Origin of the sequence: Neobacillus cucumis, assembly GCF_002860255.1 — a bacterium.
Classification (GTDB): Bacteria; Bacillota; Bacilli; order Bacillales; family Cytobacillaceae; genus Neobacillus; species Neobacillus cucumis_A.
Genome location: NZ_PGVE01000028.1, coordinates 175,471 through 188,338, shown reverse-complemented (window position 1 = coordinate 188,338; position 12,868 = coordinate 175,471). Strand labels below are relative to the sequence as shown.

The following is a 12,868-nucleotide window of genomic DNA, read 5'->3' as shown; positions in this document are numbered from 1 at the left end:
ATTAGATGGAGGATATCTATAACAGGATTTTAACCTGGTAAGGATATCCTCTTTTATTTTCAGAAAATCAGAAAATTAGTACTTTAAGATTTCTTCGTTTCGCTATATACTAATAAAGTGTCTTTTTTTTCTAAATACAAATGACCTCATAATTTTGAAAAAAATGGAATGGATTGGTTGGATGTTTAGATGTTTAATTTAACACAGTTTCGAGAGGTTTTTTATCAAGCAAAAATTCCTCAATTAATTAGTTCAGTAGATTATTCCACGACCCAATTTAACCCGGCATTTTGTGAGTTTTTGGGATATTCCTCGGATGAGTTGGCAAACCTGTCGATGGAAGAGATTTCACATCCGGATGATATGGTGAAGGACGCACAATTATTTGGGGAAGTTTTGAACCGGCAAAGGGATCGATACCAGCTTGAAAAGAGGTATTTCCACAAATCAGGTGAAATTAAAACTGGAATTCTAACAGTCTCTAGGATTCAAATACAGGTAACAGGGGAAGAGTTTTTACTTGGACAAGTTTTAGATATCACAGAGAAAAAACAAATGGAGAACGCTCTAAAGCACAGAGAGAAAAAATATCGGCTCCTTGCAGAGCATTCTTCCGATATGATTATGTTACATAAAGTTGATTACACCTACCTTTATATTTCTCCTTCAGTTAAAACCGTACTTGGGTTTCAGCCCGAAGAATTGATTGGAAAAAATCCTCGAGAATTTATCCATCCTGATGATTTAAACGAGTTAAGAAAGCAGCCCATTCGCAATGATGTTCATGCACCAAAGCTAATTACATACCGATTCCAAAGGAAAGACGGTTCATACGTTTGGATAGAATCAACCGTTAAAGCATTAATCGATCAAGTAACCGGGGAGATTAGTGAACTGGTTACGGTTTCACGGGATATTGAACAGCGTTTAGAAACCCAGGATCGGCTGCGTAAATCTGAAAAATTAGCTGTAGTTGGCCAGATGGCAGCGGCTGTTGCCCATGAGATTCGGAATCCTTTAACTCCTATAAAGGGTTTTATGCAGCTGTTAAATTCGGAAAAAGAAATAAATCCAGTATATTTAAGTATTATCTTAGATGAATTGCAGCGAGTGGAAGCGATTATTTCTGAATTTTTAACAATGGCTAAACCTCATACAGAAAAACTAAGAGGAGTTTATATAGACCATTTAGTTCGCCAGGTAGTACAGCTATTACAACCCGAAGCAAAGATGTCACAGAAGGGTTTGTATTTTTATGTCGAACACCCAAATCTATCCATTATGGGTGACACCGATTCTTTAAAACAAGTATTTCTCAATATTATTAAAAATGCGCTTGAGGCATTATCGAAGATGGGACAGGTTCATATTAGAGTGTTGGAGGAAAGTACAGGTGTGAAGGTTGAAGTTTCAGATGATGGGTGCGGAATACCTGAGAATCGATTACAAAAGCTTGGTGAACCGTTTTATTCAACAAAGGAAAAAGGGACAGGTCTTGGTTTACTAACTTGCTATCGAATTATTGAAGCTCATCAAGGAAAGATTCATATTGAAAGTAAAGAGGGAGAAGGGACAACTGTCAGCATATGGCTGCCTTATCATTTAAGAAAGTAATGGAGACTTACCACTCTTAAAGTTCTGATGTTCCTTTTAATGGTACAGAATATGGTATGATGGATTCAAAAAAGGTTGAGGAAAGTGCCATGCAAAAAAGAATCATCAGTATCTGTATTCTGCTTTTTATTATTGCCCTTGGTTTCTTGCAGAAAGATGAATTACTAGAAGTTGTAAAGCAGGGCGGAATTTTGGCCGTTCTAGTCAGCATGGTTTTTGTAGCCATTTGTGTTTTCTTTCCTGTTGTCCCCTTTCCTGTTTTAGCAGGTGTAATCGGCGCTGTATTTGGAATGATGCAAGGTGTATTTATATCGTTAGTAGGGGCGATGGCCGGCACAATGGGTTTCTTTTTTCTTAGCCGTTATGGTTTCAGGGACATAGCAGAAAGCAAGTTGTCCCATTATCCAAAAATCACCCAATACGAGGAGTTTTTTAATAAAAATTCATTTGTGGCGATTCTTACCTTCCGGCTTATTCCAATTATTCCTGCACCAATAGTCAATATTATTTGTGGTTTAAGCAAAGTTAAAGCAATCCCATTCTTTATCGCCTCGGTATTAGGGAAAATTCCGAACATCTTGATATTGTCCTATGCCGGGTCGCTTTTTAGCAGCAACAAGCTTTTTTCGTTTGGAATGTATGGCTGTTATGTAATAATTATTTTTTTAATAAATTTTGTCCTTCTTTTTCGAAGGTCAGCTAATAAACCATCAATTAAATAGCATGTTGTTCGTTCAAATTGTCCATTTTATGAATCAAGATGATTTCTTTAAAGTAACTTTTTAAGATTAACCATTTTGCTGGATAGGTATAAATAAACTCTTCAACTGTTTGTGGAGAGTAATAAATTAAGCAATCAAACGCGCTTTCTTTTTTACGTAGATCGTAAAGTAATGCATGAGGGAGAGTATAATACTCTTTCAATTGGTATGGATTTAGGGATACCACCTGAATGTCTTGCTTCATAATATATTCCTTAATAGACTGTTCTTGTAAAAGAGTACTTTCCTCCAGGGAACGCCCATCAATACTGATGCGATCATTTACAAGGTAAATTCCTTTCATACGAACCACCCTTTCACCTTCATTGGTATTGTTATTGACAGGGAGAGGGTGAAGTATACTTAGAGATAGAAAAATGATAGAGGAGATACATCATGGTTAGTGCAGCCATTCATGGTTTTTTACTTTCTTTAGGACTCATTTTGCCTTTAGGCGTACAAAATGTGTTTGTCTTTAATCAAGGGGCGGTACAAAAAAATTTGGTACGAGTACTTCCAGTAGTTATAACTGCCTCAATTTGTGATACATTATTAATTTCATTAGCTGTATATGGTGTATCAACAGTTGTTTTTGGTGTCTTTTGGATAAAATCCATACTACTGCTAGCAGGTGTCCTTTTTTTACTTTATATGGGTTTTACAACTTGGCGGAGTAAACCTAGTCAAAATGAGCCCTCGCAAGTATCTTTTACACCCAAAAAGCAAATTGCTTTTGCAGCATCTGTCTCTTTACTAAATCCGCATGCAATCATGGATACGATTGGCGTAATTGGGACAAGCTCATTATCTTATAATGGTACAGCGAAAATTATTTTTATGCTAAGCTGCATTCTTGTATCGTGGATATGGTTTTTTAGTTTAGCGCTGGCAGGAAAAATCATCGGCAGATTTGACCAATCTGGCAGATTTATTCTTTTATTAAATAAAGTTTCAGCCATTATTATGTGGGGGACCGCTGTTTTTCTTATTTTTTCATTGATTTAACTCCAAAACACCTCACAGTAATTGCCAGTTTTGTTCGGAATGAAAACCTCTAATTGCGCGAAATATAATCTTGGGTTGGAGCTTCAACCTATTGATTTTAAAGGGTTTGAACGCGTATGATATCCAAAAAATTGGAGGTAAATACATGAACACTCAACATTCGATTACACATATTAATCAATGCCGTCAACTTTCCCAGCAGCTCATTCAACAAACACAGATGAGTAATCAGCAATATCAACAAATGCTGCAAAATGAGCAGCAAAATGTGCATATGCTGGAGCAAATGCTGCAAAAGGAAAGAATGGCGGTACAAACGATTCAGCAAAGCTTACAAGGGCATGAAATGGCCATTCAGCGATGCCAAGAAGTTATTGCACAGTGTAATCAATTGGAGAGAGAGTTAGCGGGACAACAGGGGACGTTTGGATATCAATCTGTTTCAAATATAAATCCGGCTTTTCAAACCCAATCGTTTCAACAGTACCAACCCCATTCATACCGCTAAACAAACTAACAAAAGCACGCACATTTTAAAATTGTGCGTGCTTTTTCATGTCAAAAAAATGACCCGGCAAATGCCGGGCAGATCAAACCTAATCTATATTAAGGGGGGCGGAGGTTAAAAGGTTCTTCCTAGAACCTATTTATATCTTAAAAGATAATTATGAACAAACTATGAAGGATTAATTAATAGTTTAAGAAGGTTCATAGATTATATTAAACAAAATACAGCCTCTGGAGATTCGCCTTACATTTTTTATTATCTGAAATATTTCATTCTAGGAATAGCTTACAACCTAATATAAATAACAATAGGGAATTTATGAGTCTAAAGAGTGGGGGAAAAGTGTGGAGGATTTTTATCAAATTTTAGATGTTCTTCATTACCCAGGGGAAAAGGTCCTGGCCACGATTGTTGGTGTAGAGGGTTCGGCTTATAAAAAAGAGGGCTCCTCAATGCTATTTTTTTCGGATGGTACACAAATTGGAATGTTGACTGCAGGCTGTTTAGAGGAAGACCTGACTGTAAAAGCGCGGGAGGTGTTTAAGAAACAAGAGGCCGTGATCATCCAATACGATTTGTATATGGAAGATGACTTGAACTGGGGGCAGGGTACTGGCTGTAATGGCACCATTGATATATTGATCGAACCGGTAACAGAACGATTAATTGAGGATTATCTAATGGTTAAAGAACTTCTGCGTATGCATAAGCCTGTAATTGCCTTAAAAAAACTCGACGACCTAGGGGAATATGTTTTTATTGAGGAAAATGGTGAGCCGTTTGGTAATTGGTCCGGACCGCTCCCAACAATTGAGTTTTCCTCAAAGAGTGGACCTTTAACTAGAGATGGTTCAGCTGTCTTTCAACAAACATTCCATCCGAAACCTCGATTAATTGTCTTCGGTGCAGGACCAGATGCAAGACCACTTGTATCTTTTGCAGCTGAGATCGGCTTTTCAGTAACGGTTTGTGATTGGCGGGAAGCGTTATGTCAGAAAAAATACTTTACAGGGGCAAATGAGTTAATCATTGGGTTTCCTGCGGATCTCCTTAAACAAATCTCTTTTTCTCCTTATGACTTTGTTGTCATCATGACCCATCAATTTAAAAGAGATCAGGAGTTACTGATGAAAATAATAAATAAAAATATACGATACTTAGGGATTCTTGGTCCAAGAGAACGTACCAGAAGGTTATTAAATGGTAAAGAAGTTCCTGATGGCGTCTTTTCACCAATGGGTACGGCAATAGGGGCAAAAGGTCCTGTTGAAATAGCTGTTAGTGTGTTGGCTCAAATGATTGAAGTATGGAGAAAACCAGTGCACGAAAGAGTAGAATTGCTCTGGACCATTCCAGATTAGTATCAGCGTGTTAGGAGGGCTGGCTATGAAGGTTATTGGAAAAAGTATCATTCGAAAAGAAGCTCTCGACAAGGTGACAGGTCGAGCCAAATATACAAATGATTTTAATACAAAACCAATGCTGTCAGTCAAAATGGTTATCAGTCCTTACGGGCATGCGAAAATTGTTCATATTGATACATCCGAAGCTTCAAAAGTCCCTGGTGTGAGGGCTATACTAGCTGGTCAGCGCTTCCCCTTAACGGGTGAAGCGATTCGTGACCGTCCGCCGATTGCGGTTGATAAAGTCCGTTACCATGGTGAACCTGTTGCACTTGTTGTAGCAGATACTCCATTTCAAGCTAAAAAAGCAGCAGATCTGATTAAAGTTCAATACGAATTACTTCCAGTCGTAAATTCACCAACTCAAGCATTTCAACAAGGAGCACCTCTGATTCATGAACAGTTGGGATCCTATGATAAAGAAGTAGATTCACATCCGGTAGAGGGGACAAATATTGCTACTCTTATTAAAATTAGAAAAGGTCAAATGGAAGCAGGTTGGGCAGAAAGTGAAATAGTAGTGGAGGAGAGCTTTTCTTTTGCATCTTCTGACCATGCGGCCATTGAAACGAGATGTGCAACCGCAGAAATCGAGCCAAATGGAACGATTATCATCATGACTTCCTCACAAGCACCCTTTATGGTCAAACAATTAATTTCTAAATACTTTGGTGAGGAAATGGGCAAGATTATCGTCCATACACCCCTTGTGGGCGGAGCATACGGTGGGAAAGCCTCTGTACAGTTAGAGGTTCTCGCTTATTTGGCTTCTAAGGCTGTTGGCGGGAAACCTGTTAAACTTTTAAATGATAGAGAACACGATATGATTACATCCCCGTGTCATATTGGACTTGATGCCACCATTAAATTTGGAGCCGACCGTAATGGCAAAATAAGAGCGGCGGAAATCCATTATTTATGGGATGGAGGGGCTTATTCAGATAAGGCTGTAGATGTTACGAGGGCTGGAGCAGTCGATTGTACAGGACCCTACAATATTGAACATGTTTGGTGCAATTCCTATTGTATGTATACAAATCATCCCTTTGCCGCTCCGTTCCGAGGGTTTAGCCATTCTGAACTATCCTTTTGTATTGAACGTACAATGGATATTTTAGCCAAAAGATTAAATATGGATCCGCTTGAGCTTAGGAATATCAATGCGATAAGGCCTGGTAATACTACGCCGACGCGGGTAGTGTTGAACGAAAACAACCTTGGTAACTTACCAAAGTGTATTGAGAAGTTGCGATCTCTTATTAGATGGGAAGAAGGTGCTATTAAAGAAATAAATGAAAGGTTTGTTAGGGTAAAGGGTGTATCATGCAGTTGGAAAACATCCACTATTGACCCAAACGCTCCTTCAGGGGCCATTATTACCTTTAATCGCGATGGCAGTCTTAATTTAATGTCTGGAGTAATTGAGGTCGGAACAGGTACAAAAACCATTCTTGCTCAAATTCTTGCCGAAAGGTTGAAAATGGATGTTGATAAAATCCACGTCAAAATGGAAGTTGATACTCAAACGACCCCTGAACACTGGAAGACCGTTGCAAGCCGGGGAACCTATATGGGTGGAAGAGCGGTTTTAGAAGCAGCGGATGATGTAATTAGACAGTTAAAAGAGGTAGCGGCTTCTGTGTTAAGAGCACCCATTGAAGATATGGAAATAGCGGACAGTAGAGTATTTTTACGTGAAGAACCTTCGATCGGTCTTCATTTTAAAGATATAGGCTATGGATATCAATATCCGAATGGAAACACAATTGGGGGACAAATCATCGGCCGGGGTAATTTTGTCCTGCGTCATCAAACCTATTTAGATCCTGAAACAGGGGAAGGCAAGCCAGGACCCGAGTGGGGCGTTGCAGCATATGCGGTTGAAATCGAACTAGACAAAAGGGATTATACTTACCGGTTGATAAAAGCATGTACGGTTCTTGATGCTGGAAGAGTAATGAACGAAAAAGCAGCCATAGGTCAAGTAATGGGTGCAATGAGCATGGGATTGGCTTTTGCAGGGAGAGAGACGTTTTATTTTGACGAATTGGGCAGGGTCTTGAATCCACAACTTAGGACTTATAGGCCTCTAAGGTACGGAGAAAATCCTGAATACCTGGTAGGTTTTGTTGAAACACCAGACCAGGAGGGACCATATGGTGCACGAGGACTCGGAGAGCATGGTTTAATGGGCATGCCAGGGGCGCTTGGCAATGCCTTATCGATTGCTGCAGGTGTAGAGCTTCGGAATCTTCCGCTTATTCCTGAGTTAATCTGGAGAATAAAGGGGGAAGCCCATCATGCTTCCCTTTGATTTTGAATATTACCGTCCAAAAACAATAGAAGAATCGGTAGGTTTATTTCAATCACTATACAAGCAGGGAAAACAGCCATTTTATTTTTCCGGAGGAACAGAATTACTGACACTTGGAAGAATCGACTTAGCCTATACAGAAGCGGTTATTGATATTAAGGATATTCCCGAATGCAAGGTTATGCAAAACAGCGGGGATTATTTACTCTTAGGCAGTTCACTGACTTTGACGGCTGTGGAAGAAGCCAATCCTTTTCCTCTGTTAACAAAGACTGCCAGTGAAGTAGCCGATCATACTGCACGCGGAAAAATTACTTTAGGCGGAAATATTTGTGCGCGAATTTTCTATCGAGAAGCAGTTTTGCCCTTTTTACTAGCCGATAGCAGGGTATTGATTGCTGGCAATGATGGGAAAAAACTTGTTCCAATTAATGAAGTATTCCAAGAACATTTACGATTAAAACCAGGTGAAGTCTTAGTACAAACAGCTACAGAGAACCGGTTTATTCACGCCCCTTATTTTACGGTTAAAAGAAGACAGCAATGGGATACTGGTTACCCTCTGATTACGTTGGCTGCCATAAAAATTGACCAAATGATTCGTATAGCAATTAGCGGATTATGTCCATTTCCATTCCGTTCTACGTCGGTCGAAGCTGCTATAAATGCAAATGGTCAATCGAATACGAGCAGAGTGGAAGGAGCCATTGCTGCGTTGCCTCAAAATATTTTAGACGATATTGAAGGTTCAAGGGAATATCGTTTATTTATCGTTCGAAATTTGATGTTGGATGCCCTAGAAGCCCTAGATCGTGTACAGTATTGATGGGGAAGGAGAGAGTATGAAAACCTATACTGTAACTTTGGATGTGAATGGTGAAGCTCATACATTACAGGTTAGACCGGCGGACACGCTGTTGTACATTTTACGCAACAAGATTGGCCTGACAGGAGCTAAGCCCGGATGCTTAAATGGGGACTGTGGGGCATGTACCATTAATATTGATGGATGGCCGATGAAATCTTGTTTAATGTTGGCAGTAGAAGCAGAGGGGAAGAAGGTGACGACGATTGAAGGACTGTATGGAACAGCGATTCAGCAGGCTTTTATCGAACAGTTTGCCTTTCAATGCGGTTACTGTACTCCCGGATTTATTATGAATTGTCATTCGTTAATTGAACAGCACCCGGATGCTGATGATAAAAAAATAAAAGAATGGCTGGAATCAAATATCTGCCGCTGCACCAGTTATGAGGAGATTGAAAGAGCGGTAAAATCAGTTTTGAGAAGGGATACACCATAATAGGAGGGTACCGTTGTGGTACCCTAATTGTTTTTCATTTGAAAATACGTATCCAAAACTCTCCGGCCGATTTTTAGATTAGCCCGATTATCATCTTTTCCGTCGTATGCCCAAGGGACTAAAACTGCCATGGCTACTTCAGGGTTAGAGCTAGGTGCGTAACTCACAAGGCTTAAATTCATTACAGGAGGGGGCTCTTGACCAAAATGGCTTCGTAATGGGCCATCATAAAAGGCCTGTGCGGTTCCCGTTTTTCCGGCAGGTGAGTATCGTGCGCCTTTAAAAAACTTGTAAGCGGTGCCGCCTGGCTCTTGCATCACTTTTTTAAACCCTAATTGTACACGGCTCAGCCATACCTTTTTTACATCAATCGTATTTAGGACCGTTGGGTTAATTTCTTTTAGTATTGGACCCAGCTTTTCATCGTCACGTGCGGGCTCCCGAATTTGTTTAACTATATGAGGCTGCATACGGTAGCCTCCATTTGCAATAGTTGAGACATATTGTGCAAGCTGCATGGCAGAATAGGTGTCATATTGACCAATGACGAGGTCTAGTAGATATCCTGGCAGCCTGCTTTGTCCTTTAAATCCCGACTGCTCATTTGGTAAATCAATTCCGGTTCTTGTTCCTAAACCAAAGGAAGCAAAGGAATTTCTAATGGTTTCAAACGCCATTTTATTTGAAAAATTTAATGGTTTATCGTATTCATAATGTCCCTTACCAATCCTTATAGCAGTATGAAACATATAAACATTTGAAGATAATTTTAAGGCATTAATTTCATTTAAGCGCCCTAAATAAGCATAAGATTTCTTAATAGGAGTATCCTTGATTTTAATTCCAGCATCATCAAAATATGTATTAGGAGTGATCGCCCCAGTTTTATAGCCGGTTAAAATGGTAGCTCCCTTTACAGTTGAGCCTACATTATAGGTGGTCGTAAAAGTCCCAAGGGCATCATCCATCATTTCAGTCCTTCCGGTTTTACTATTTCTCACCATTTTCTTCCCTGACATCGCTAAAACATCCCCTGTTTTTGGATCCATTAAGACCACATACGCTCGATCCGTCAGTCTTGTGCCAGGCCATTTTTTTGCTGCCCAAAGTTCCTCTTCAATAATCTTATCTACAGCCATTTGTAAATCCATATTAATAGATAAAACAAGATCTTTCCCTTTATTTCCTGCAAATACGGTTTCTGTTTCAATTATATTTCCTGACTTATCTGTAATATTTTTCACCTTTGATTTATTTCCGTGCAAAACATCCTCATATTGCAATTCCAGCTGGCTCTTTCCCACCCGGTCATTCCGGCTGTAACCTCTAGCCAAAAAATATTCTAATTGATCTGCGGGAAGGCCTTCTCCGGATTTCGTCACGTTCCCTAAGACGGACCGCAGAGTATTTTCAAAGGCGTATGAGCGATCCCAATCAGTAGTCGTTTCGACACCTGGCAGTGATTGAAGATTTTCACTAACGACTGCAAATTCCTTTTCCGTGACGCCCTCATTCTTAATCATTTCCGGTAAAAATTTAAATCCTTTACTAAGTTCCCGGTAAATCGCCAAAATCTCAAGATCGTTGGCAGTTAATTGATTTAATTCTTGTGCGGTGATTCGTTTTAATTTTAAATTATATAGATCCCAATCTGATAGTTTCTTTTCAGCAAATAAAGCCAATTCTTGCTTAGTTATTTTGGCTTCAGCCTGTATTGGATATTTCAACATCCAAAAGTCCCGTATATCACGATCGGTGACCAAATCTGTTTTTTTCTCAATGAATTTTGCTAATTTTTCTGCAGTTTTCAACATTTCCGACTGGTTAAATCCCTGATTTGTAAAAGAAATAGCACTCTTGGGGATATTATCCACTATGACTCGATAATTGCGGTCGAATATGATTCCTCTAGGAACTGGATTACTAACCGTAATATCTTCCTTTCTTTCCAAATCCCGCTTGAAATTTTCTCCATAAACAATTTGCACAAAACCAAGTCTAAGAATCAATACAGAAAATAAAAAAAACACACTGAAAAAAAGCAAATTTAAGCGAAAAGGAAAATGAGATTTTTTCTTTTTCTGCTTTTCCAAATTGGTAACACATCCTTTTTTTCAAAAAGTTTCCTTTTAGTATGCCTGAATAATGTATTAGCTACTACATTATTAAAGGGAAAATTAGGAAAAATATTTGGTACATAATTAATGAAATTAATTGATTTTCCGAAACTTTTCCATAATTTAAATTTTTAATTTATAATAAATGAGTGAGTCAGATCAGACAGGGGGGCTAAATATGGAGCAGAAAGTGGTTCACCAAACAGCATTACAGAAGGTTTTGGAGCAATTTAACTATTTAGATGAGAAAATAACGCATTACTCAAGTATCTTGGGTCTAGCAGATTGGGATCTAAAGGTGATGGCACCGAAAAAAGGGCGGAGTGTTTTTGCAAAGGCAACTGGAACTTTACGTACCGAGATTTTTCAACTGTCAGTTTCAAAAGAAATGGGCGATTTATTAGAAACTCTTTCAACAGATGAACTTCATTCTCAATTGGATGAGGTGACAAAGGCCAAGGTGAGAGAGTATAAGGAATATTATCAGAAGTCTAAAGCCATACCTGCTGATCTTTTTAAGGAATATAGCATTCTAACAGCGCAGGCCAATGATGCGTGGGAGGAGGCTAGGGAGTACAATGATTTTGACCGCTATCTCCCTTTTTTAGAGAAAATCATCGATTTTAAACGGCGGTTTGCAGAAATATATGGATACGAAGAACATCCTTATGATGCTTTGCTTGATGAGTTTGAACCTGGATTAACAGTAAAAAAATTAGATCCTATATTTGCTAAATTAAGAGAATCAAGTGTAGACCTATTAAACCGCATTAGAGAAAGTGGTCAGCCAACTAAGGCAGAATTGTTTGACCAATCATTTGATATTGAAAAACAAAAGGCCTTTAATCGATATATATTACCTCTTATTGGTTTTGATATGGAGGCTGGGCGTCTGGATGAAACCGTACATCCTTTTGCTCAGACGGTTAATATAGGAGATGTTCGTTTAACAACACGTTATTTAGAGAAAAATGTAAGGTCAGCTTTATTTGGAACCATTCATGAGGCTGGACATGGCATCTATGAGCAGCATATTAATCCTGAATATGAAGAAACGGTTTTACAAAGCGGGGCATCCTTTGGGATTCATGAATCACAATCTAGATTTTTAGAAAATATGGTTGGACGCAGCAGGGAGTTTTGGCAATTCTTTTTTCCAAAGCTTAAAGAGCATTTCCCTGTTCAATTGGATGAGGTGTCAGTGGAAGAATTCTATCGTGCTGTAAATACCGTTCAACCTTCGATGATTCGGGTTGAGGCAGACGAATTAACCTATAATTTACACATCATGCTTCGCTATGATATTGAAAAATCTTTAATCGGCGGGGAAATTGAAGCAAAGGATTTACCGCAGATTTGGAATCAGAAAATGCAGGATTATTTAGGGATCACACCTTTGACTGACACAGAAGGAGTCCTGCAGGATGTTCACTGGTCATTCGGTGGGATCGGTTATTTTCCATCCTATTCATTAGGTAACCTATATGCCGCGCAAATTCTTCGTAAGATCCAAAAGGATATTCCGGAATTTTACCAACATATTGAGAATGGCAGATTTGAAAAAATTCAAGCTTGGTTGAAGGAGAATATTCATCAGTATGGGAAGCTCTATACACCGAATGAGTTAATTGTTAAAGTGACTGGTGAAGAGTTAAATGCCGATTACCTTATTGAATATCTTGAAAAAAAATATACTAAAGTATATGGATTATAAAAATTATTGACATTTTGATTATAGTTTAATATATTATAAGTAATTAAATATTTCCTTTTAAAGGGGAGTAGCTGCTACAATAAAGTCGTCATTTCGAGAATGTTATTTCTCCGGCTTTATTGGCAACA

Annotated in this window: 11 protein-coding genes; 9 read left to right on the top strand and 2 right to left on the bottom strand. The window is 38.8% G+C overall.

From position 1 onward, the window contains the following. Positions 1 to 189: 189 nt before the first annotated feature. Together CVD27_RS06090 and CVD27_RS06085 are read left to right on the top strand one after the other, a co-directional pair. On the top strand, positions 190 to 1,614 hold the full coding sequence (locus tag CVD27_RS06090) for a PAS domain S-box protein (RefSeq protein WP_101646989.1): 1,425 nt from the start codon (positions 190 to 192) through the stop codon (positions 1,612 to 1,614). Between the two features lie 56 nt (positions 1,615 to 1,670). Further along, positions 1,671 to 2,336, top strand: coding sequence for a TVP38/TMEM64 family protein (locus tag CVD27_RS06085; protein ID WP_374703045.1), 666 nt, complete (start codon positions 1,671 to 1,673; stop codon positions 2,334 to 2,336). Here CVD27_RS06085 and CVD27_RS06080 read toward each other — a convergent pair. Next, positions 2,329 to 2,679 carry a hypothetical protein gene (locus CVD27_RS06080; protein WP_101646988.1) on the bottom strand — a complete coding sequence of 117 codons (351 nt, stop codon included), beginning with the start codon at positions 2,677 to 2,679 and terminating at the stop codon, positions 2,329 to 2,331. The genes CVD27_RS06085 and CVD27_RS06080 overlap by 8 nt on opposite strands. A gap of 92 nt (positions 2,680 to 2,771) precedes the next feature. On the opposite strand from CVD27_RS06080, the gene CVD27_RS06075 reads away from it, so the two are divergent. The 6 genes from CVD27_RS06075 to CVD27_RS06050 all read left to right on the top strand — a co-directional run bounded on the left by CVD27_RS06075 (position 2,772) and on the right by CVD27_RS06050 (position 8,909). Continuing rightward, positions 2,772 to 3,380 (top strand): LysE/ArgO family amino acid transporter, encoded by a 609-nt coding sequence (locus CVD27_RS06075; RefSeq protein WP_101646987.1) that lies wholly within the window; start codon positions 2,772 to 2,774, stop codon positions 3,378 to 3,380. 145 nt (positions 3,381 to 3,525) lie between these two features. After that, positions 3,526 to 3,888 carry a hypothetical protein gene (locus CVD27_RS06070; protein ID WP_101646986.1) on the top strand — a complete coding sequence of 121 codons (363 nt, stop codon included), beginning with the start codon at positions 3,526 to 3,528 and terminating at the stop codon, positions 3,886 to 3,888. 344 nt (positions 3,889 to 4,232) lie between these two features. Continuing rightward, positions 4,233 to 5,249 (top strand): XdhC family protein, encoded by a 1,017-nt coding sequence (locus CVD27_RS06065; protein ID WP_101646985.1) that lies wholly within the window; start codon positions 4,233 to 4,235, stop codon positions 5,247 to 5,249. Between the two features lie 25 nt (positions 5,250 to 5,274). Continuing rightward, complete coding sequence (locus tag CVD27_RS06060) at positions 5,275 to 7,605, top strand: xanthine dehydrogenase family protein molybdopterin-binding subunit (RefSeq protein ID WP_101646984.1); 2,331 nt, start codon at positions 5,275 to 5,277, stop codon at positions 7,603 to 7,605. Continuing rightward, entirely contained in the window at positions 7,592 to 8,431 is an 840-nt protein-coding gene (locus tag CVD27_RS06055) for an FAD binding domain-containing protein (protein ID WP_101646983.1), read from the top strand. The genes CVD27_RS06060 and CVD27_RS06055 overlap by 14 nt, the downstream gene beginning before the upstream one ends. A gap of 16 nt (positions 8,432 to 8,447) precedes the next feature. Next, entirely contained in the window at positions 8,448 to 8,909 is a 462-nt protein-coding gene (locus CVD27_RS06050; RefSeq protein WP_101646982.1) for a (2Fe-2S)-binding protein, read from the top strand. Between the two features lie 23 nt (positions 8,910 to 8,932). On the opposite strand, the gene CVD27_RS06045 is transcribed toward CVD27_RS06050, so the two are convergent. Beyond that, positions 8,933 to 11,002, bottom strand: coding sequence for a peptidoglycan D,D-transpeptidase FtsI family protein (locus tag CVD27_RS06045; RefSeq protein WP_101646981.1), 2,070 nt, complete (start codon positions 11,000 to 11,002; stop codon positions 8,933 to 8,935). Positions 11,003 to 11,204: 202 nt separating this feature from the next. Between CVD27_RS06045 and CVD27_RS06040 the strand changes: the two genes are divergently transcribed. Next, positions 11,205 to 12,740, top strand: a complete 1,536-nt coding sequence (locus CVD27_RS06040; RefSeq protein ID WP_101646980.1) for a carboxypeptidase M32 — start codon at positions 11,205 to 11,207, stop codon at positions 12,738 to 12,740. Positions 12,741 to 12,868: the final 128 nt, after the last annotated feature.

Coding starts and splice junctions, on each gene's coding strand:
- CVD27_RS06090 (WP_101646989.1), top strand. CDS start 190: ATGTTTAATTTAACACAGTTTCGAGAGGTTTTTTATCAAGCAAAAATT.
- CVD27_RS06085 (WP_374703045.1), top strand. CDS start 1,671: ATGATGGATTCAAAAAAGGTTGAGGAAAGTGCCATGCAAAAAAGAATC.
- CVD27_RS06080 (WP_101646988.1), bottom strand. CDS start 2,679: ATGAAAGGAATTTACCTTGTAAATGATCGCATCAGTATTGATGGGCGT.
- CVD27_RS06075 (WP_101646987.1), top strand. CDS start 2,772: ATGGTTAGTGCAGCCATTCATGGTTTTTTACTTTCTTTAGGACTCATT.
- CVD27_RS06070 (WP_101646986.1), top strand. CDS start 3,526: ATGAACACTCAACATTCGATTACACATATTAATCAATGCCGTCAACTT.
- CVD27_RS06060 (WP_101646984.1), top strand. CDS start 5,275: ATGAAGGTTATTGGAAAAAGTATCATTCGAAAAGAAGCTCTCGACAAG.
- CVD27_RS06055 (WP_101646983.1), top strand. CDS start 7,592: ATGCTTCCCTTTGATTTTGAATATTACCGTCCAAAAACAATAGAAGAA.
- CVD27_RS06050 (WP_101646982.1), top strand. CDS start 8,448: ATGAAAACCTATACTGTAACTTTGGATGTGAATGGTGAAGCTCATACA.
- CVD27_RS06040 (WP_101646980.1), top strand. CDS start 11,205: ATGGAGCAGAAAGTGGTTCACCAAACAGCATTACAGAAGGTTTTGGAG.